Source organism: Lutimaribacter pacificus (genome assembly GCF_900142185.1).
Lineage (GTDB): Bacteria > Pseudomonadota > Alphaproteobacteria > Rhodobacterales > Rhodobacteraceae > Lutimaribacter > Lutimaribacter pacificus.
The window spans coordinates 257,166-275,619 of sequence record NZ_FQZZ01000001.1; the positions used below are offsets into that span (position 1 = coordinate 257,166).

The following is an 18,454-nucleotide window of genomic DNA, read 5'->3' on the forward strand; positions in this document are numbered from 1 at the left end:
CGGGGATCAGCCCGTAACCTCGCGGATTTGGGCCAGCAGGGTCCGGGCCTCCTGCCCGATATCGTGTCGCGCCTCGACGCGTGCGCGCCCTTCGGCGCCCATGGCGGCCAGCGTGCCGGCATCGGTTTCCAGCGCCGCGCGCATCGCGGCGGCGATGCGCTCCACCGAACCGGCGGGCACCATCCAGCCGCAGCTGTCGTCGACCAGTTCGGGAATCCCCGCGATGAAGCTGGAAATCGCCGGTCGCCCCAGCGCGAAGGCTTCCATGATCACGACCGGCAGCCCCTCGGCAAAGCTGGGCAGGACCAGCGCGCGGGCGCGGCCCAGTTCCCTGCGCACCTCGGCATTGTCGCGCCAGCCCAGCAGCGTCACGTTCCGCTCCAGCCCGTGCCGGGTGATCGCGGCCTCGATTTCGGGCCGCGTGTCGCCATCGCCGATCAGGCGCAGTTGCACGCCCGGATGGGTCTGCGCGACCTGTGCCACGGCTTCGACGATCAGCACCTGCGCCTTTTGCGGGCAAAGCCGCCCGACACAGACGAAGGGGGCGCTTTCGTCGAAGGGCGCATCGCTCGGCGGATAGTCGTCCAGATTCACGCCGCAATGCACGATGCGCAGCTTGCCCCAGTGTTCCATCCCCGCCGCCAGCGCCAGTTGCACCCGCGCGAAATCCGATATCGCCGCGACGAACCGCGCCTCGGCCACCTTCATCGCCAGCGAGGCCGGGCCCCAGTCCACGAACTCGTCCGGCCCGTGCGCGGTAAAGCTGTAGCCCGGCCCGCCCAGGCGGTGCGACAACAGCGCCACGGCGGCGGTATTGGTGGAAAAATGCGCGTGGATATGGGCGATCCCGTCCCGCGCGGCGCGGCGTTTCAGCGACACCGCCTCAAGCAGGTAGGCCACATGCGGTACGAACCCGCGCCCGGCATTGCGCCACAGCCGTGCCCAGCCTTTCAGCGCCCGCCAGACCCCGGCCGGGTTGGTCGCGCATTCCGCCGCGAAATCGCCCAGCAGCGCCGGCACGCGCCCCGACAGCAGGTAGAACGTGCGCTCCTGCTCGGCGCGGTCGGCAGGGTCCACCAGCGCGCCCTCCCACGGCCGCAGGGCATAGCGCATCACTGCGACGCCCTCGGCCTCGATCGCGTGTATCTCGCGCCGGATGAAGGTGCCGCTGATGACCGGATACATATTCATCAGATAACCGATACGCATAGGTGAAATTCCCTGAACGATCCTGCCTGCGGTCGCGGCCCGCGATTGCGGTGTAGCGGAAAATCCCGTCGCCGCACAGGCGGGAATGCCCCTGCGCGATGTCAACACTGTGGCCAGAACCGGGAAATCCCAAGGTTGCCGTGCGGCCCCACCCGCTGCCGGAATACACTGGCCGGCAGGTTCACCGTCGACAAACACCGCCTGGAACGGCTATCGCGTTGACCTGACGGTTTTGAAATGTCTGATTTGAACAAGGCAATTGACGGCGGATTGGCATGACGGCGCAGGGCACGGGGCATTCGGGGCATGACGGGGCGGTTTCGGTCGTCATCGCCGCCCGCAACGAAGAGGGCTATATCGGCGATTGCCTGCGCTCGCTGCTGGCGCAGGATGCCGACGCCGGGGCGGTTCAGGTGATCGTTGCCGCCAATGCCTGCACCGACCGCACCGCCGGGGTGGCCGCCGGGTTTGCCCCCCGGTTTGCGGAACGCGGCTGGCAGCTTGACGTGATCGAGGTGCCGGAGCCGGGCAAGCCCAACGCGCTGAACGCGGGCGATGCCGCCGCCCATGGCGGAATGCGCGCCTTCCTCGACGCCGATGTGCGGCTCGATCCCGCGATGCTGGGGCAGTTGCGCGCGGCGCTTGCCCCCGATGCCCCGCTATACGCCACCGGCACGCTTGCCGTCACCCGCGCCGAAAGCTGGGTAACGCGGCAATACGCGCGGCTCTGGGTCGACCTGCCATTTGTCAGGGGCGGCGCGGTGGGCGCCGGGCTTTTTGCCGTGAACAAGGCGGGGCGCGCGCGCTGGGGGGATTTCCCCGCGATCATCTCGGACGATACCTTCGTGCGGCTGCAATTCACGCCCGAGGAACGCATCGAGGTGCCCGCCCGCTATCACTGGCCGATGGTCGAGGGCTTCGGCAACCTCGTCCGCGTCCGCCGCAGGCAGGACGAGGGCGTGCGCGAACTGCACAGGCTCTGGCCCGGACTGGCCGATCGCGAGGCCAAGGACACCCTGTCCCGCGCTCAACTGGCCGGGCTTTTCCTGCGCAAGCCCGTGCCGTTCATCGTCTACGCGCTGGTGCATGTCGCGGTGCGCCTGAAACGCTCGGGCACGGAATGGACAAGGGGGAGGTAGGGGGATGGAGCACCACGTCATCCTGACCCTCGGCCGCAGCGGCAGCAACACCCTGCGCGACATGCTGAACCAAAGCCCCGAGGTGCTGAATTTCGGCGAGGTTCTGGGCGAATGGAACCTTGTCCGCAAGCTCCAGCGAAAGCTGCCCTTCATGCCGCGCAGCGATGAGGCGTTCCTGGATCGGGTGCTCTATTCGCCCGGTTTCCTGCGCGGCGCGAACGGCATCCGGTCGGTGCGCAAGGTGCTGGCGGGGCAGGGCGCATCGGCCAAGCGCCTGCGGGATATCAGAACCTTCGGGATCAAGGATTTCTCGCTCAACTTCGCGCGCTACGGCCTGTCCGACTATCTGGACCGGCGCACCGATATCAAGGTGATCGGGCTGATCCGCGAGAACGTCGTGGACCGCATGATCTCGAACGCGATGCTGGGCGCGACGGGGGTGGTGGCCGCGACGGATGACAGCGGCGCGCGCAAGCGGTTGCGGATCGACCCCGCGCGCATCGCCACCCTCCTGCACGAGATCGAGACCGAGAATGCCCAGCTTGACGACATGCTGGCCCGCCTGCACGACGGGCGGAAATACGTGATCCGGTATGACGAGCTTTTCTCCGACCGGGACAGCCGCCAGCGCCTGATGGACGGTGCCTTTGCCTTTCTCGGGGTGGCGCCGGTGCAGACGACCGAACGGATGAAAAAGATCATCCGCACGCCGATTTCCGAAACGATCGAGAATTTCGACGATTGCCTTGCCGCCGTCAAAGGCACCCCGCACGAGGCGTTGCTGCGCGCGGCGGCCGACGCGCCGGGCTGAGCCGTCACTTATACTCGATCAACCCGCCCCTGCGGCCGCGCAGCCGGCCCCACCAGTATTCGGCGACGCCCGTCGCTTCGGCGAACTTGCCGGTGATCAGGAAAAACGCCCGTTCCCAGGCGGCCCTGTCGCCGCCTTCGCGCAGCGCGATGCGGATCAGCCGCACGGGGTAGATCAGCAAAAGCCACAGCGCGGCCGGGCCTGCCAGCAGCGCAAGCAGCACGATAGCCAGCGGCACCGCCGCCCCCCACAGGATCGCGCGCCGCGTCTCGGTCACCCAGTGGCGGGTGGGGCCGCGGCCGTGCAGCGCCGCGCCCTCGGCAAAGGCGTGGCCCGAGCGGCGGGTGCGTTTCCAGAACTGGCCGAACCGGGTCATCGCGGCATCGTGCCATGTCATCTCGTGATCCAGCCGCCAGATCCGCCAACCCGCAAGGCGCAGGCGCACGCACAGCTCGGGCTCTTCGCCGGCGATCAGGTCGGGGTTGAACCCGCCCACCGCCTGCAACGCGGCGACCCGCATCAGCGCGTCGCCGCCGCAGGCCGTGGCCTCGCCCACCGGCGTATCCCATTCCCAGTCGCACAGCCGGTTATAGGGCGTGGCCCCGGGGAACCGTTCGCGCCGCCGGCCGCAGGTCACGGCGACGTCCTCATGCTGGTCCAGAAAGGCGCTTGCCGCCGCGATCCAGCCCTCGCGCAGCTCGCAATCGCCGTCGATGAACTGGACGTAACCGAACGCGCCATGTGCCAGCAGCGCATCCAGCCCCGCGTTCCGCGCCCTCGCCGCGGTAAAGGGCACGCCCATGTCCAGCGCCACCACCTCCACCCCACGCGCCCGCGCCGCCGCCACGCTGTCGTCGGTCGAGCCGGAATCGACATAGACCACATGCGCCACCCCGCCGCGCACCGACTCCAGGCAGCGGATCAGGCGGTCGCCCTCGTTCCGGCCGATGACGACCGCGCCGATACGGGGATCAGCCGTCATGGGCCAGGAACGGATAGCTGGCGCGCAGGTCGGGGCGGTCGGGGACCAGCCGTTGCAGCGCCTCGTAATCCTCGGCAAAGCGCGCGATCAGCCGCTGGCGCGTGGCGTCCGACAGTTCGGGGCGGTCCTGCATCTGGCGCGATTTCCTGATCCGGTCGCGCAGGCCCTGCGGGATCAGCGCCCGGCGCAGGCGCGTGGCCACCGGGTTGTCAAAGACCAGCCTGTGCAGCGGAAAACGCCGGATACGCTCGGCCGAGGCATTCATCTGCGCCAGATCGTCCCGCCAGTGCGGCGTTCCCCCATAGCCCAGAAAGGCGCAGGCCCGCTCCAGCGTCTGCTGCGGCGCGCCCTTCATCGCCTCAAGGCTCAGCACCAGCACGTTGTCGCGCCCGAACGCCTCGATATAAGGGGCGATCTGCATGGCATAGCAGCCATAGGCGACCAGCTCCTCATGCCGGTCGAACGCCGCGTCGATTTCGCCCGACATGACGCCCATCGTCCATTCGTGGATGTAATGCGATACCGCGCGCGCCACCGGGTCGCGGATCAGGTAGACGATCTTCGGCGCCTCCAGCACCCCGGCCATGCGCGGCAGGGCGTCGGGATGGGTGGGCCGCTTGGTGTAATGGGTGCTGGCCTCGCCCTTCAGATCGTCGGGCGCGGCACCGGCGAACAGGTTTTCGTACCAGTCCAGCCCCTTCCCATAAACGGCGTCGTCGGAAAAGAAGTTGGGCTCTTTCGGCTCGGTCATGAAGAGGCCGGGCTGCGCGCCCAGTTGCGCGGCCAGCGTGCTGGTGCCGCATTTCATCGCGCCGACGATCACGAAATCGGGCAGGGCCATCGCTCAGCCCCCCATCCGGCGGCCATCGGCCAGCGGCGACAGGATATTGGTCCAGATATCGCGCGCCTCCCGCGCGTTGCTGGGCGGCACCGCCTTGCCGAACAGCAGCCGCAGCCGCGCCAGCGCCCGCCCCGAGGCCCAGGCGACATTGGCCAGCACCGGCCCCGCCGGGCCGTAAGTCTGGCGAAAGAACCGCGTGCGCGAGGCATAGTAATAGCCGGGCAGCCGCTTCTTTTCCTTCGCCAGCGCCTTGACCGGGCCGCTGCCGCCCCGGAAATGCACCGCGCGGGCCTGCGGCACATAGGCGATGCGCCAGCCCGCCTGCCGCGCGCGCCAGCAATATTCGATATCCTCGAAATACAGGAAATACCCCTCGTCCATCGGGCCGATCTCGTCGATCATCCGGCGGCGCAGAAGGATGCAGGCGAAGCTGGCCCAGCCGATCTCGTCGGGCGCGGGCGGCATCGGCAGCGCGACAAGGCGGCGCGACAGCAGCCGGCTGACCGCCCCGGTCCTTGCCCCCCGGTCGAACTCGCTCGCGGGCGAGGGGAAGCGAAAGCAGCTGGTCTGCTGTTCGCCGTCGTCATAGTCGATGCGCGGCGCGAAAAGCCCGGTCTCGGGCCGGTCGTCGGCGGCCGACAGGATCGCCGCCAGGAACCCCGGCCGCAGCACCGCGTCCGAGTTCAGCACCAGCACATACTCCGACGGCCCCGCGGCAAAGCCCTGGTTATGCCCGCCGGAAAAGCCGGAATTGGTGGCCGAGCGCACAAGGCTGACCCGGCGCGGCGCGGGCAGCGTGTCGATCCAGGCCGCGATCTCGTCGGCCGACCCGTCGCCCGACAGGTTGTCGACGATCACCACATGGCCGTCGATATCGCCCATGTCGTCCAGAACCGATTGCGCGCATTGGATGGTCAGCGGCCCGGTCCGGTAATTGATGATGGAGATCACAACCCTGTGGGGCTGCGAAAGGGGTCGGGGGATATCCGGCATCAAATGGTCCGCTTGAAAATGGATCGGCGCAGGCTGCGTATGCGGCGGAGTATAGGAAGACCGGCGCAGGCGCGTAAACCCCCGGAACGCACAGGGTTTCACGCCGCCGCCCGGAATGCCGCCTCCGGGCGACCCTGCGTCATTTTTCGCGTCCCGCCTTGCGCTCGGGGGCGTGCTCGCGGTTAATGCCGCGCAAATCGCAAGGGGAGGGGGCGCATCATGCTGAGCGGTATCCGCATCATCGAAATCGAAGGGCTGGGGCCGGGGCCCTTCGCGGCCATGACGCTGGCCGATCTCGGCGCCGAGGTGATCGTGGTGCACCGCAAGGATGGCAGCAGCGCGCCGGGCCAGCCAGAACGCAACCCGCTGGATCGCGGCAAACGCTCGATCGCGCTCGACCTGAAGGACCCCGCCGATCTGGACATTGTGAAACGCCTGATCGCCGGCGCCGACGGGCTGATCGAGGGGTTCCGCCCCGGCGTGATGGAGCGGCTGGGTCTTGGCCCGCAGGACGCCCATGCGCTCAATCCCGCACTGGTCTATGGCCGCATGACCGGCTGGGGCCAGGACGGCCCGCGCGCCATGCAGGCGGGGCACGACCTGAACTATATCGCGCTGTCCGGCGCGCTCTGGTACGGCTCGCCCGCAGGTCAGCCGCCCTTTACCCCGCCGACGCTTGTCGGCGATATCGGCGGCGGCGCGCTTTATCTCGTGGCGGGGATGCTGGCGGGGATCGTCCGGGCGGGGCGCACCGGGCAGGGCACGGTGGTGGACGCCGCCATCGTCGACGGATCGGCCCACATGATGAACCTGCTGATGTCGCTGGCGGCGGCGGGCGGGTTGTCCATGCAGCGCGGGCAAAGCATCCTCGACGGCCCGCACTGGAGCCGCTGCTACGCCTGTGCCGACGGGCAGTTCATCTCGGTCCAGAGCCTTGAGCCGAAATTCTATGCCATCTTCCTCGACCGGATGGGCCTTGCCGACGATCCGGCCTTTCAAAAGCAGTTCGACAAATCTGCCTGGCCCGCGCAAACCGACCGGCTGGCGGCGATATTCGCCGAAAAACCGCTGGCGCACTGGGTGGCGCTGTTCGACGGCACCGATGCCTGCGTCGCGCCCGTCAACCCGCCCGACCGCGCGGCAGAGGATACCCATATCGCCGCGCGCGGCATCTGGCACCGCGACGGCGACAGCCTGCAGGCCGCCGCCGCCCCGCGTTTCGACGGGCAGACCCCGCCGGCACCGCGCCCCGCGCCGACACGCGGGCAGGACGCCGCCGCGATCCTGGCCGAACTGAACACCGACCGGGCCTGAGCGCCCGCAGCAAGACAGACCCAAAGGACATAACCCATGGACAGCCTCGATATCTTCGACCTGGAAAACCTTGCCATCAGCGCCGATGACGAGGGCATCGTCACGCTTTCGCTGAACCGCCCGGCCAAGCGCAACGCGCTGAACGCCGCCACCGTGGACGAGCTGATCGAGGTGTTCTCGAAACTGCCGCGCATGGGCGCGCGCGCCGTGATCCTGCGCGCCGAGGGGCCGCATTTCTGCGCCGGGCTGGACCTTGTGGAACACCACGCCGAAGATCGCCGCCCCGAGGATTTCATGCATATCTGCCTGCGCTGGCACGAGGCGTTCAACAAGATGGAATATGGCGGCGTGCCGGTGATCGCCGCGCTGAAGGGCGCGGTCGTGGGCGGCGGGCTGGAACTGGCCAGCTCGGCCCATATCCGCGTCGCCGACCATTCGACCTATTTCGCCCTTCCCGAAGGGCAGCGTGGCCTCTTTACCGGCGGCGGCGCCACGATCCGCGTGGCCGACCTGGTGGGCAAGGCGCGGATGATCGACATGATGCTGACCGGCCGCGTCTACAAGGGCGACGAGGCGATCGGCGTCGGCCTGGCGCAATACCTGGTCGAGGATTCCGAGGCCAAGGCGCTGGAAATCGCGCGCGCGGCGGCCACCAACCCGCCGCTGTCGAATTTTGCGATCTGCTCGGCCATTTCCCACATGCAGAACATGTCGGGGCTGGACGCGGCCTATGCGGAATCGGTGGTGGCGGGGATCGTCAACACCCAGCCCGCCTCGCGCGGGCGGCTCGAGGCGTTTGCCAACAAGACGGCGGCGCGCGTGCGGCCGGAATGATCCGCGCCGCGCTGATCTGCGCGGCACTTTGGGCATCGGGCGCGCAGGCGCAGGATGCCTGGGCGCAGCGCAAATGCGCGCTGTATACGCAGGCGTGGGATTTCGCCCTGCGGGCCTATGGCACCGCGGGGCTGAGCGCCGAATTCCTCGACCGGCACGCGGGTTTTCTGGCGTCGGGCTGCACTGCCGCCCATGATGTCTGCCCGCGCAGCCGGGAAGAACGGGCCATGGCGGACCGGCTGACAATCATGTCGATGAGCGAGGGCATGGCCTCGACCTTCGTGCCTTTCGCCTGCCCGCGGGGCTGACGCCTGTCGCGCCCGCGCGGGCCCGGGTCGTGTTTGGCCTTTTCAGCGTGGCAAAGTTTCGGTATCAGAAGTCTGCTTCGGTCCGGTCGATTCACTCGGCCGGGTAAAAGGGAACACGGTGCGGACCCGCCTGAAAGGGCACCCAAGACCGTGACTGCCCCCGCAACTGTAAGCGGTGAGCGACGCCGGCATATGCCACTGCCGCGCCCCAGGGCGCCGTGGGAAGGCCCGGCCAAGCGATGACCCGCAAGTCAGGAGACCTGCCGAGGTGATCACCCTATCCGGGCGCGGGGCGCGTCGTGGATAACGGACCTTCCGTAGTGGTGGCATCTATCACCGTCGCGGGAGGGCGCAGTCCTTCCGAAAGACAAGGCAAAACCCCGGGCCGATGCCCGAAGGAGGGACAAAACCCATGAAAAGGACGCTTCTGGCTTCCGTCGCTTTCACCGCATTGCTTGCCGCGCCCACGATGGCGCAGGATGCATTCGACCTGGACGAGATCGTCGTTTCGCCCAGCCTCGCACCGATCGACCCCGCGCGCACCGGCGCCACGGTCGAGGTGATCGAGGGCGAGGAGCTGCAAAACGCCGACACCTCGCTGATCCAGACCCTGTCGCGCGAACCCGGGGTGTCGTTCACCGCCAATGGCGGGGTGGGCACCAACACCAATATCCGCATCCGCGGGCTGGATACCTCATATGTCGGGGTGCGCGTGGACGGGATCGACGTGACCGACCCCTCCTCGACGCAGACCGGGTTCAACTTCGGCGGGCTGACCGCCGCCGGGCTGGGCCGGGTCGAGATCCTCAAGGGCTCGCAATCGGCCATCTACGGCTCCGAGGCGGTCGGCGGCGTGATCGACATCACCACGATGCGCGCGCGCGGGCTGGGCGCGTCGAGCGAGCTGAACCTCGAATTCGGCAGCTTCGACACCTATTCCGGCAGCTTCGGCCATGCCTATGCCACCGAACGCGGCGAGGTGGCGCTGACCTATTCGCGCTTCAGCACCGAGGGGATTTCCGCCCGTGCCGGCGACACCGAAAAGGACGGCTACGACCAGGAGATGCTGACCGCATCCGCCCGCTATGACCTGACCGAGGGGCTGACCGTGGGCGGATCGCTGCTCTGGCGCGATGGCGAGGTCGAGATCGACCGCTCGGCCACCGACAATTCCGGCCTTAACTTCTTCACCCAGCGCGGCGCGCGCGTCTTTGCCGAGTTCGAAACCGGCAGCGTGTCGCACCGCCTGGCCTATGCCGCCTTCCAGAGCGACCGGCAGGACCCCGGCGGCTTCACCACCTCTTTCCTGGGCGAGCGCGAAACGCTGGAATATCGCGGCCGGGCCGATCTGAACGCGGCGCTGTCGCTGAATTTCGGCGCCGACATCACCGATGAAAGCTTCGAATTGCCCGGCACCTCGGGTGAGGTCGAAACCCGCTCGGTCTTTGCCGAGGCGCTTTATGCCCCGACCGACACGCTCGACCTGTCGCTGGCGCTGCGGCATGACGATCACTCGATCTTCGGCGGCAGCACCACCGGCCGGGTTGCCGCCGCGTGGCGCCTGCAACCCGACCTGACCCTGCGCGCCGTGCTGGGCACCGGGTTCCGCGCACCCTCGCTCTACGAACTCTATGGCCCCTATGGCAGCAGCACGCTGCAGCCCGAGGAAAGCCGCTCGTTCGAGCTGGGCATCGAAAAGGGCTTTGCCGCGGGCCATGTCCGCGCCACCGCCTTCTATAGCGAGATCGACGACCTGATCGGCTATGATTTCGTGACCTCGGCCTATAGCCAGATACCGGGCACGACCGTCACGCGCGGGCTGGAACTGTCCGGGCGCTATGCGCTGTCCGAGCGGGTGGCGCTGTTCGCCAACTACACGCTGACCGACGCCAAGACCGAGGGCGTCCGGCTTGAGCGCGTGCCGCGCCACGATCTGGTGCTGGGGCTGGACGCCGATCTGGGTAACGGTTTTGGCGGGACGTTCGAGGTGCAGCGCATCGCCGATGTCGAACCCAGCGCCTTTGCCCCCGCCGGGCACAAGGTGGGCGATTACACGCTGGTCAATCTCGGCGTCACCTATGACCTGAGCGACCGGGCCACGGCCTATCTGCGGGTCGAGAACCTGCTGGACGAGGATTACGAAACAGCGGGCGGCTTCAACACGCCGGGCCGCGCGGCGTATTTCGGAATCCGTGCGTCCTTCTAGGCTCATATCCTGGCTTGTCGCGCTGGTGCTGACCGGCGCGGCGGCCCTTGCCGACACGCCGGAAAGAGTCGTGTCGGTCAGCGACGCGCCGCAAAGGGTCGTGTCGGTCAGCGACGCGCCGCAAAGAGTCGTGTCGGTCAACCTGTGCACCGATCAACTGGCAATGCTGGTGGCCGCGCCGGGGCAGCTGGTCTCGGTCACGCCGCTGGCCGCCAATCCGCGCACGTCGGCAATGGCCGATGCAGCGGCGGGCCTGCCGGTGAACCACGCCCGCGCCGAGGAAATCTATCTGCTGAACCCCGATCTCGTGCTGGCCGGGCGCTTCACCGACCGCGCGACCATCGACATGCTGCGCCGCCTCGACATCCGGGTGGAAGAGTTTTCCCCCGCCTACGCGCTGTCGGACGTGGCCGCGCGGCTGACGCAGATGGGTGCCGTGCTGGGGCAACAGGCGCGCGCCGCCGAACTGGTCGACGGCTTCAACGCCGACCTTGCCATGCTGGCTGGCCCCGTGGGCAACCGCCCGCAGGCCGCGCTCTACTATGCCAACGGCTATACCTCGGGCGATGCCTCGCTGGCCGGGCAGATCCTGTCGGCGGCCGGGTTCGACAACGTGGCCACGGGCATGGGATACGGCGCCATCGGCGCGCTGCCGCTCGAGGTGCTGGCGATGGCCGCGCCCGACGTGGTGATCACCGGCAACCCCTATCCCGGCGCCAGCCGCGCCGAGGCGGTGATGGATCACCCGGTCGTCCATGCGCTGAAACGCGGCCGCGTCAGCGGCACCATCACCGATCGCAACTGGGTCTGCGGCACGCCTTTCGTGCTGCGCGCGGTCGAAGACCTCGTTGCCCTGCGTCACGCGGTGGAGGCCGGGCGATGACGCGGCTCATGCTTCTTCTGTCGCTGGCGGTCGCGGGCCTTTTCACCCTGTCGCTTCTGGTGGGCCCGGCCAGCATCGCGCCGCTCGACAGCCTTGCCGGGCTGCTCGGCGGGGGCGAGGGGCCGGTGGCGATGGTGATGCGCGAGATCCGCCTGCCGCGCGCCCTGCTGGCGGCGATGATCGGCGCCAGCCTCGGCCTTTCCGGCGCGGCGATGCAGGGCTACCTGCGCAACCCGCTGGCCGAACCGGGGCTGATCGGCGTTTCGGGCTCGGCCGCGCTGGGCGCGGTCATCGCGATCCAGAGCGGGCTGTCGGCCGGTTTCGCGCTGGGCCTGCCGCTGATGGCGCTGGCCGGGGCGCTGGGCGGCGTGCTGCTGGTGCTGGCGCTGGCCGGCCCGCGCGGCGGCTCGATCACCCTGATCCTGGCCGGTATCGCGATCTCGGCGATGGCCGGGGCGCTGACGCAACTGGTGCTGAACCTGTCGCAGAACCCCTTTGCCGTGAACGAGATCGTGTTCTGGATGATGGGCTCGCTCGCTGACCGCTCGATGACGCATCTGTGGCTGGCGCTGCCCTTCACGGTGATCGGCTGGGCGCTGCTGGCCTCGCTGGGGCGCGGGCTGGATGCGCTGACGCTGGGCGAGGACGCCGCCGAGGCGATGGGCATCCGCCTGTCGCGCCTGCGCCTGACGCTGATTTTCGGCACCGCCTGCGTGGTCGGCGCGGGCACGGCGGTGGCGGGCGCCATCGGGTTCGTCGGGCTGGTGGTGCCGCACCTGCTGCGCCCGTGGGTCGGCGCGCAACCCTCGCGGCTGCTCTGGGCCTCGGCGCTGGGGGGCGCGGCGATGCTGCTGGCGGCCGACCTTGCGGTGCGGGTGATCCTGCCCGAACGCGACCTGAAACTGGGCGTGCTGACCGCACTGGTGGGCGCGCCGCTGTTCCTGCACCTGATCTACAAGACGCGGAGGGAGATGCCATGACGCTGCTGTCCCTGCGCGATCTCTCGGTCACCCTGCGCGACAGGCCGGTGTTTTCCGGCGTCACGCTCGAAATCGGCGCGGGCGAGCTGGTGGGCCTGATCGGCCCCAACGGCGCGGGCAAGACCACGCTGATGCGCGCCGCGCTCGGCCTGCTGGGGCACGCGGGCCAAAGCAGCCTTGCCACGCTCGACCCGCGCGCGCGGGCCCGCGCGGTCGCGTGGATGCCGCAGGCGCGCGAAATCGCCTGGCCGGTCACGGTCGAGGCGCTGGTGACGCTGGGCCGCACACCCCACCGCGCCCGCCGCCTGACCGATGCCGATCACCGGGCCGTGACCCGCGCGATCGACTGGATGGGCCTGTCGGACATGCGCCGGCGCACCGCCACCCGGCTGTCGGGCGGCGAACAGGCGCGGGCGCTGATCGCGCGCGCGCTGGCGCAGGACACGCCGCTGGTGATGGCCGACGAACCCATCGCCGGGCTCGACCCCGCGCACCAGATCGCCACGATGGAAACCTTCGCCGGGCTTGCCCGCGCGGGCCGTTCGGTGCTGGTGTCGCTGCACGACCTGGGCCTTGCCGCGCGGCATTGTTCGCGGCTGATCCTGCTGGGGCAGGGGCGCGTCATGGCCGACGGACCGCCGGGCGAGGTGCTGACGCCCGCCCTCGTGGCCGAGGTCTTTGGCATCACCGCCTACCAGGCCGAAACCGAACATGGCCGCATTTTCCAACCGCTCGAGGTGCTGGAATGAGTGTCACCCTCTCGCGCCCCTGGCTGGAATTCGACCTCGGCGCCGAAATGCCGGTGCTCAGCTTCACGCTGAACCGCCCGGGCTTCACCACCGCGCGGCGCATCCTGTGGCGCGAGGTGCGCAATGCCGATCTGACGCCGGAACTGGACGTGGGTGAATGGCTGTCAAAGGAACTGGCGCAGCGCCGCGCGCCCGACGCGCCCTGTTTCCTGACCTCGCGCGATGTCACTGCCTTCGAGGTGGCTGAAACCGCCGGGGATGGCGTCACCGCCACCGCCGTCGCCACCGTGGGCCTGTCCAACGCCGAACGCATCGGCACGCGCATGGCCTATGACCCGGCCAGTTTCGGCACGATCAACGTGGCGCTGCGCCTGTCGGCGGGGCTGACACAGGCCGCGCTGATCGAAACGCTGGCCATCGTCGCGCAGGCCCGCACCGTCGCCGTGGCCGAACTGGGATTTCGCCTGCCCACCGGGATCGCCACCGGCACCGGCACCGATTGCATCGCCGTGGCCGCGCCCGCGGGCGATACCGCCTTTGCCGGGATGCACACGGCGGTCGGCGTGGCGGCGGGCCGCGCGGTATATGACGCGGTGCGCGCGGGCGGCGCATACTGGATGAAGCATGTCAGACGGGGGGCGGCATGATGGAATTTGGCAACCTTCAGGGCCTTCTGGATCGCGGCGGCCCGGCGCTCTGGGTCATTGCCGCACTGTCGGTGCTGACCGTGGCAATCATCGCGTGGAAGCTCTGGCGCCTGGCGCTGGCGGGCATCTGGTCGCCGGGCCGGGCCGAGGCGGTCGTCGCCGGCCATGCCGATCCGGCCTCCGCCAGCCGCAACCTGCGCCTGCGGTTCGTGTCGCGCGTGCGCGGCGTGCTGTCCGGCCCGCTGCCGCCCGAGGCGCAGCGCGACGAGATCACCCGCCTTGCCATGCGCGAACTTGCCGCCCTGCGCGCCGGGCTGCGCCCGCTGGAACTGATCGTGACCATCGCGCCGCTCGTCGGCCTTCTGGGCACGGTGCTGGGGATGATCGAGGCGTTCCAGGCCCTGCAGGACAGCGGATCGCGCGCCGACCCCTCGGTTCTGGCCGGCGGCATATGGGAGGCGCTTCTGACCACCGCCGCAGGCATGGGCGTGGCGATCCCCGCCGCCGTGGCGCTTTCGGCCTTCGAAGGCGTGGCCGAGCGTGTGCAGGGCGACATGGAAGACATGGCCACCCGTATGGTCAACGGGCAGGACACCATGTGATGTTCGCCTTCGCCCAGCCCCGCCCGCGCCGCCGCCCCAGCCTGACGCCGATGATCGACGTGGTTTTCCTGTTGCTCATCTTCTTCATGCTGGCCGCGCGGTTCGGGATGGACGCGGCGCTGCCGCTCGATCCCGGCGCGATGGGGGCGGGCGACTATCAGGGCCCGCCGCGGCTGGTCGGGATCGGGCCCGATGCGCTGCGCCTCAACGGGCAGGCGGTCGTGGTCGAGGATTTGCCCGCCGCGCTGGCGCCGCTGATGGACGGGCCGGACGATATCGTGGTGCTGCGCCCGCGTGACGGGGCCGATCTGCAACGGCTGATCGACGTGGCGCAGGTGTTGCGCGATGCGGGGCTGACCCGCCTGACCGTGGCGGAGTAACCGCGATGCGCTTTGCCACACCCACCCGCCGCCAGCCGCCCGAAAGCATCGTGCCGATGATCAACGTGGTGTTTCTGCTGCTGATCTTCTTCCTGATGACCGCCCAGATCGCGCCGCCCGACCCGTTCGAGATGGCGCTGCCGCAGGCCGGTCAACAGGCCGAGATCGCGGGCGACGCGGTGCTGTGGCTGTCGGCCGAGGGTATCCCGGCGTTGTCCGGGCAGACCGGCGATGCCGCCTGGGCCGCGCTTGGCGCGCTCGATCCCGATACGCCGGTGACCATCCGCGCCGACCGCGCGCTGCCCGCGGTGGACCTGGCGCGCGTGTTGCAAAGGCTTGGTGCGCTTGGGTTTTCCGCGATCGAACTGGCGGTGCAGCCATGAGGGCGCTGGCAGAATACGCGGCTTTCCTGGCGCTGTCGGTGGGGGCGCATGTGCTGGTTCTGTCGCAGCCCGGCGGCGTCGGCGGCGGCCCCGGCGGCGAGGCGCCGGTGACGCTGGCCGCGATGCCGGGGGACATGGCGGAAATGGTGGCGGCCTGGACCGCGCCGCCCGAGGCGCAGGACAGCCCGGCCACGCTGGCGCCACCGCCGCTGTCCGATGTTGCACGGGTTCCGCCCGCCGTTGCGGACACGGCGCTTCGCCAGCCCCGGCCGACCGGGTTGCCGGTGCCCGATGCGCCCCGGACTGCGCCGCAGGTGGACAGCACCGTGCCGCCGCCTCCTGAGGAAAAGGTGGAATCCGTTGAAGATCAAGAGGTTGCGCCGCCACCTTCAGCCACTCGCCCGGTCGCGCGCGTGACGCCCGAGGCACCGCGCCCGGCGCAGAAGGCCAGCGGGCAGGGCGCCGCGCCGCAGGCTGGCACGGAACGGGCGAAGGTTGAGAAACAGGCAGGCCCGGGCGCGTCGCAAACCCGCAGCCTGATGGCGCAATGGGGGGGGCGGATTCACGCAAGTATCGAAAGAAACAAGCGTTTTCCGCGCGGCACGCGGGCCTCGGGGCGGGTCGGGTTGCGCATCACCCTGTCGCATGACGGGCGGTTGCAGGCGGTGTCCGTCACCCGGTCGTCGGGCCACGCGGCGCTGGACCGCGCGGCGGTCGAGGCGGTGCGGCGCACACGGTTCCCGGCCGCGCCTAGGGGGCTGGCGGCGGGGCATCACAGGTTCAATCTGCCGGTCTCGTTCGGTGGTTAACCGCGCGGTTTCGGGCGGATAGCGCGCGATTCCTGACGAAACATTAACCAAAACCGCGCGGTTCCCGGGGATGACCGCGCGGTTTTGCCATGTCCTGCGGGGCCGGTAAGGCGAAACCGGGGGCATTTGCGTGGAATTTCCCGCAAACCGCGCGGTTCTGGCGTGAAACCGCGCGGCGTTAACCTGCGCCCCGTCTATGCCGCCACCAGCCCGTCGCAGAGTCGTTCCAACATGGCGACGCATTGGCGCAGCTGGTCGGTGCTGACGAATTCGTCGGCTTTGTGCGCCTGCTCGATCGAGCCGGGGCCGCAGACCACCGCGCTCATCCCCAGCGACTGGAACAGCCCCGCCTCGGTGCCGAAGGCCACCACGTCGGCGCCGTTCTGGCCGGTCAGGCGCTGGATGATGTCGCGCGCCTCGTTCGCGGTGGTGGGTTCCAGCCCCTGCACCTCGCCGATCACCTCGGTGGCGATGGTCGCAGCCGGGTGCACTTCGCGCATCGCGGGCAGCAGCACGTCATTGGCGTAGCGCGCGATTTCCCCGGTGACATAGGCCTTGTCCGACGCCTGCACCGGGCGCAGTTCCCATTCCACCTCGGCGTCGCCCGCGATCACGTTATGGGCCACGCCGCCGTGGATGCGCCCGACCTGAAGCGTCGACCAGGGCGGATCGAAGCGGCTGTCCTGCGGCGCGCGGGGTTTCAGATCCTCGCGCAGCTCCAGCAGGCGCATGATGTAGCGCGCGGCGTATTCCACCGCCGAAACGCCGAGGTCGGGGGCCGAGCCGTGCCCTTCCAGACCGTGAAACCGGGTGGTGTATTCGCAGCAGCCCTTGTGCCCCTCGATGATGCGCATCATGGTCGGTTCGCCGATGATCGCGGTGGCGGGGCGCAGGCCGGTTTCGGCCAGTTCGCGCACAAGGTGCTGCGCGCCGAGGCATCCGACCTCTTCGTCATAGGTAAAGGCGAAATGCACCGGGCGGCGCAGGTCGGCCTGCGCCAGCGTCGGGGCCATCGCCATCGCGGCGGCGATAAACCCCTTCATGTCGCAGGTGCCGCGGCCATAGAAATTGCCGTCGCGCGCCACCATTTCGAACGGGTCGGCGGACCAGCCGTGTTCCTCGGCGGGCACCACGTCGGAATGGCCCGACAGCACGATGCCGCCATCTGTTTCGGGGCCGATCGTGGCAAAGAGGTTCGCCTTGTGGCCGCTTTCGTCGGTCATGACCTGCACATGCGCGCCCACATCGCCCAGCCGGTTTGCGAGATAGGCGATGAGTTCGAGGTTGCTGTCGGCCGACACGGTGGGAAAGGCGATGAGATCGCCGAGGATGCCGACCGTCTGTTCGAACCTGTCCATGTGCTGCCCTTTCCTGTCCGTGCATTCCACGCATATCCGGCTGGCGCGGCGATGCAAGCCCCTGCGCGACATGATCGGGGCGGGATGCGCAGTCGGCGGGGGCTTTGGGCCCTGAGCCCGCATTTCAGGTTGAGCGCAACAGAAGGGCAGCGCATGGCCGCGGTCGGGCGATCCGACATTTGTGACTGGCAGTTTATCGTGCCGCCACTTCCTCCCTCAAAGCGTGGCACTTGCGGCAGCCAATCGCCCGGCCGGGGGGCGGCCGTGCGATGCCCGGGCCGCTGCGCGGCTGTTCCGGGCGGGGTGTGTCGTTCGAGCGTCCAACCCACCCTGCGACCATTGTTTCAGGGCCGTCACGCGATTGGCACTTTCCCGTGTGGTCCCGTGCGGTCTATCCCTAGGCGCATGATCGACGCCTTGATACGCCCCGTGATCGACCCGGTCCTGAACGCGCAGGGGCGCGTTCTGGCGCGGATGGGCGTGCGGGCGGATGCCGTCACGCTGGCGGGGCTGGCGCTGGGGCTGGCCGCCGCGGCGCTGATCGCGCTGGGCGCGCCGGGCTGGGCGCTGGCGCCGCTGCTGCTGGGCCGGCTGGCCGACGGGCTGGACGGGGCGGTGGCGCGCGCAAGCCATACATCGGATTTCGGCGGTTACCTGGATATCGTCAGCGATTTCCTGTTCTATGGCGCGATCCCGATGGCGTTCGTCTGGCTCGACCCGGCGTCGAACGGGGCGGCAGGCGCATTCCTGCTCTGCAGCTTCTATTTCAACGGGGCGAGTTTCCTGGGCTATGCGATCCTGGCCGAGAAACACGCGATGAAAAGCGATGCGCGCGGGGTCAAATCGCTCTATTTCACCGGCGGCTTGCTGGAGGGGTTCGAAACCATCGCGTTCTTCGTGGCGCTGTGCCTCTGGCCCGGCTGGTTCGTGCCGCTGGCCTGGGTCTTTGGCGCGTTGTGTTTCGTCACCGGGACGGCGCGCATCCTGCTGGCGCGACGGGTTTTCGAAGGAGTGGAAGGGGAATGA

Annotated in this window: 20 protein-coding genes, 1 pseudogene and 1 riboswitch; of the genes and pseudogenes, 15 read left to right on the forward strand and 6 right to left on the reverse strand. The window is 69.1% G+C overall.

All coding sequences use genetic code 11. The annotated features are described in order from the left end of the window. Positions 1-6: 6 nt before the first annotated feature. A complete protein-coding gene (locus F3H87_RS01175; RefSeq protein ID WP_149786851.1) occupies positions 7-1,209 on the reverse strand; it encodes a glycosyltransferase family 4 protein in 1,203 nt (400 codons plus the stop codon). A gap of 275 nt (positions 1,210-1,484) precedes the next feature. Between F3H87_RS01175 and F3H87_RS01180 the strand changes: the two genes are divergently transcribed. Beyond that, a complete protein-coding gene (locus F3H87_RS01180) occupies positions 1,485-2,348 on the forward strand; it encodes a glycosyltransferase (protein WP_149786850.1) in 864 nt (287 codons plus the stop codon). Between the two features lie 4 nt (positions 2,349-2,352). Then, positions 2,353-3,159 (forward strand): sulfotransferase, encoded by an 807-nt coding sequence (locus F3H87_RS01185; protein WP_149786849.1) that lies wholly within the window; start codon positions 2,353-2,355, stop codon positions 3,157-3,159. Positions 3,160-3,163: 4 nt separating this feature from the next. On the opposite strand, the gene F3H87_RS01190 is transcribed toward F3H87_RS01185, so the two are convergent. Genes F3H87_RS01190 through F3H87_RS01200 form a run of 3 tightly spaced genes read right to left on the reverse strand, consistent with a single transcriptional unit; the run spans position 3,164 to position 5,933 of the window. Continuing rightward, entirely contained in the window at positions 3,164-4,141 is a 978-nt protein-coding gene (locus tag F3H87_RS01190; protein ID WP_149786848.1) for a glycosyltransferase family 2 protein, read from the reverse strand. Next, complete coding sequence (locus F3H87_RS01195) at positions 4,131-4,982, reverse strand: sulfotransferase domain-containing protein (RefSeq protein WP_149786847.1); 852 nt, start codon at positions 4,980-4,982, stop codon at positions 4,131-4,133. Before F3H87_RS01195 ends, F3H87_RS01190 begins: the two co-directional genes overlap by 11 nt. A gap of 3 nt (positions 4,983-4,985) precedes the next feature. Next, entirely contained in the window at positions 4,986-5,933 is a 948-nt protein-coding gene (locus F3H87_RS01200) for a glycosyltransferase family 2 protein (RefSeq protein WP_262974971.1), read from the reverse strand. 261 nt (positions 5,934-6,194) lie between these two features. On the opposite strand from F3H87_RS01200, the gene F3H87_RS01205 reads away from it, so the two are divergent. The 4 genes from F3H87_RS01205 to F3H87_RS01220 all read left to right on the forward strand — a co-directional run bounded on the left by F3H87_RS01205 (position 6,195) and on the right by F3H87_RS01220 (position 10,637). Then, positions 6,195-7,289: a CaiB/BaiF CoA transferase family protein gene (locus F3H87_RS01205; protein ID WP_149786845.1), complete on the forward strand. Its 1,095-nt coding sequence runs from the start codon at positions 6,195-6,197 to the stop codon at positions 7,287-7,289. Between the two features lie 36 nt (positions 7,290-7,325). Further along, positions 7,326-8,123 carry a crotonase/enoyl-CoA hydratase family protein gene (locus tag F3H87_RS01210; protein ID WP_149786844.1) on the forward strand — a complete coding sequence of 266 codons (798 nt, stop codon included), beginning with the start codon at positions 7,326-7,328 and terminating at the stop codon, positions 8,121-8,123. Then, entirely contained in the window at positions 8,120-8,431 is a 312-nt protein-coding gene (locus tag F3H87_RS01215; protein ID WP_149786843.1) for a hypothetical protein, read from the forward strand. The genes F3H87_RS01210 and F3H87_RS01215 overlap by 4 nt, the downstream gene beginning before the upstream one ends. A gap of 61 nt (positions 8,432-8,492) precedes the next feature. Beyond that, a riboswitch (cobalamin riboswitch) is annotated at positions 8,493-8,713 on the forward strand. Between the two features lie 130 nt (positions 8,714-8,843). Continuing rightward, positions 8,844-10,637, forward strand: coding sequence for a TonB-dependent receptor plug domain-containing protein (locus F3H87_RS01220; RefSeq protein ID WP_149786842.1), 1,794 nt, complete (start codon positions 8,844-8,846; stop codon positions 10,635-10,637). Between the two features lie 93 nt (positions 10,638-10,730). Here the strand turns inward: F3H87_RS01220 and F3H87_RS22135 are convergent. Further along, positions 10,731-10,787, reverse strand: a pseudogene (locus tag F3H87_RS22135) (hypothetical protein); the annotation flags it as partial. On the opposite strand from F3H87_RS22135, the gene F3H87_RS01225 reads away from it, so the two are divergent. Genes F3H87_RS01225 through F3H87_RS01260 form a run of 8 tightly spaced genes read left to right on the forward strand, consistent with a single transcriptional unit; the run spans position 10,768 to position 16,070 of the window. Then, positions 10,768-11,520, forward strand: a complete 753-nt coding sequence (locus F3H87_RS01225; protein WP_223227978.1) for an ABC transporter substrate-binding protein — start codon at positions 10,768-10,770, stop codon at positions 11,518-11,520. The pseudogene F3H87_RS22135 and the gene F3H87_RS01225 overlap by 20 nt on opposite strands. Further along, on the forward strand, positions 11,517-12,500 hold the full coding sequence (locus tag F3H87_RS01230) for a FecCD family ABC transporter permease (protein ID WP_149786841.1): 984 nt from the start codon (positions 11,517-11,519) through the stop codon (positions 12,498-12,500). The genes F3H87_RS01225 and F3H87_RS01230 overlap by 4 nt, the downstream gene beginning before the upstream one ends. After that, positions 12,497-13,249 (forward strand): ABC transporter ATP-binding protein, encoded by a 753-nt coding sequence (locus tag F3H87_RS01235; RefSeq protein ID WP_149786840.1) that lies wholly within the window; start codon positions 12,497-12,499, stop codon positions 13,247-13,249. The genes F3H87_RS01230 and F3H87_RS01235 overlap by 4 nt, the downstream gene beginning before the upstream one ends. After that, positions 13,246-13,896 carry an adenosylcobinamide amidohydrolase gene (locus tag F3H87_RS01240; protein ID WP_149786839.1) on the forward strand — a complete coding sequence of 217 codons (651 nt, stop codon included), beginning with the start codon at positions 13,246-13,248 and terminating at the stop codon, positions 13,894-13,896. The genes F3H87_RS01235 and F3H87_RS01240 overlap by 4 nt, the downstream gene beginning before the upstream one ends. Continuing rightward, positions 13,893-14,498 carry a MotA/TolQ/ExbB proton channel family protein gene (locus tag F3H87_RS01245; protein ID WP_149786838.1) on the forward strand — a complete coding sequence of 202 codons (606 nt, stop codon included), beginning with the start codon at positions 13,893-13,895 and terminating at the stop codon, positions 14,496-14,498. The genes F3H87_RS01240 and F3H87_RS01245 overlap by 4 nt, the downstream gene beginning before the upstream one ends. Further along, positions 14,498-14,878, forward strand: a complete 381-nt coding sequence (locus F3H87_RS01250) for an ExbD/TolR family protein (RefSeq protein ID WP_149786837.1) — start codon at positions 14,498-14,500, stop codon at positions 14,876-14,878. The genes F3H87_RS01245 and F3H87_RS01250 overlap by 1 nt, the downstream gene beginning before the upstream one ends. A gap of 5 nt (positions 14,879-14,883) precedes the next feature. Beyond that, on the forward strand, positions 14,884-15,261 hold the full coding sequence (locus tag F3H87_RS01255) for an ExbD/TolR family protein (protein WP_149786836.1): 378 nt from the start codon (positions 14,884-14,886) through the stop codon (positions 15,259-15,261). Next, positions 15,258-16,070, forward strand: coding sequence for an energy transducer TonB family protein (locus tag F3H87_RS01260; protein ID WP_149786835.1), 813 nt, complete (start codon positions 15,258-15,260; stop codon positions 16,068-16,070). Before F3H87_RS01255 ends, F3H87_RS01260 begins: the two co-directional genes overlap by 4 nt. Positions 16,071-16,264: 194 nt before the next feature. Here the strand turns inward: F3H87_RS01260 and argE are convergent, their stop codons facing one another. Next, positions 16,265-17,428 (reverse strand): acetylornithine deacetylase, encoded by a 1,164-nt coding sequence (gene argE / locus F3H87_RS01265; protein WP_149786834.1) that lies wholly within the window; start codon positions 17,426-17,428, stop codon positions 16,265-16,267. A gap of 405 nt (positions 17,429-17,833) precedes the next feature. Here argE and F3H87_RS01270 point away from each other — a divergent pair, with 405 nt between their 5' ends. Then, entirely contained in the window at positions 17,834-18,454 is a 621-nt protein-coding gene (locus tag F3H87_RS01270; RefSeq protein WP_149786833.1) for a CDP-alcohol phosphatidyltransferase family protein, read from the forward strand.

What these genes read in the sequence shown, in the direction of transcription:
- F3H87_RS01175 (WP_149786851.1), bottom strand. Translation starts at nt 1,209, where the DNA reads ATGCGTATCGGTTATCTGATGAATATGTATCCGGTCATCAGCGGCACC.
- F3H87_RS01180 (WP_149786850.1), top strand. Translation starts at nt 1,485, where the DNA reads ATGACGGCGCAGGGCACGGGGCATTCGGGGCATGACGGGGCGGTTTCG.
- F3H87_RS01185 (WP_149786849.1), top strand. Translation starts at nt 2,353, where the DNA reads ATGGAGCACCACGTCATCCTGACCCTCGGCCGCAGCGGCAGCAACACC.
- F3H87_RS01190 (WP_149786848.1), bottom strand. Translation starts at nt 4,141, where the DNA reads ATGACGGCTGATCCCCGTATCGGCGCGGTCGTCATCGGCCGGAACGAG.
- F3H87_RS01195 (WP_149786847.1), bottom strand. Translation starts at nt 4,982, where the DNA reads ATGGCCCTGCCCGATTTCGTGATCGTCGGCGCGATGAAATGCGGCACC.
- F3H87_RS01205 (WP_149786845.1), top strand. Translation starts at nt 6,195, where the DNA reads ATGCTGAGCGGTATCCGCATCATCGAAATCGAAGGGCTGGGGCCGGGG.
- F3H87_RS01210 (WP_149786844.1), top strand. Translation starts at nt 7,326, where the DNA reads ATGGACAGCCTCGATATCTTCGACCTGGAAAACCTTGCCATCAGCGCC.
- F3H87_RS01215 (WP_149786843.1), top strand. Translation starts at nt 8,120, where the DNA reads ATGATCCGCGCCGCGCTGATCTGCGCGGCACTTTGGGCATCGGGCGCG.
- F3H87_RS01220 (WP_149786842.1), top strand. Translation starts at nt 8,844, where the DNA reads ATGAAAAGGACGCTTCTGGCTTCCGTCGCTTTCACCGCATTGCTTGCC.
- F3H87_RS01230 (WP_149786841.1), top strand. Translation starts at nt 11,517, where the DNA reads ATGACGCGGCTCATGCTTCTTCTGTCGCTGGCGGTCGCGGGCCTTTTC.
- F3H87_RS01235 (WP_149786840.1), top strand. Translation starts at nt 12,497, where the DNA reads ATGACGCTGCTGTCCCTGCGCGATCTCTCGGTCACCCTGCGCGACAGG.
- F3H87_RS01240 (WP_149786839.1), top strand. Translation starts at nt 13,246, where the DNA reads ATGAGTGTCACCCTCTCGCGCCCCTGGCTGGAATTCGACCTCGGCGCC.
- F3H87_RS01245 (WP_149786838.1), top strand. Translation starts at nt 13,893, where the DNA reads ATGATGGAATTTGGCAACCTTCAGGGCCTTCTGGATCGCGGCGGCCCG.
- F3H87_RS01250 (WP_149786837.1), top strand. Translation starts at nt 14,498, where the DNA reads ATGTTCGCCTTCGCCCAGCCCCGCCCGCGCCGCCGCCCCAGCCTGACG.
- F3H87_RS01255 (WP_149786836.1), top strand. Translation starts at nt 14,884, where the DNA reads ATGCGCTTTGCCACACCCACCCGCCGCCAGCCGCCCGAAAGCATCGTG.
- F3H87_RS01260 (WP_149786835.1), top strand. Translation starts at nt 15,258, where the DNA reads ATGAGGGCGCTGGCAGAATACGCGGCTTTCCTGGCGCTGTCGGTGGGG.
- argE (WP_149786834.1), bottom strand. Translation starts at nt 17,428, where the DNA reads ATGGACAGGTTCGAACAGACGGTCGGCATCCTCGGCGATCTCATCGCC.
- F3H87_RS01270 (WP_149786833.1), top strand. Translation starts at nt 17,834, where the DNA reads ATGATCGACGCCTTGATACGCCCCGTGATCGACCCGGTCCTGAACGCG.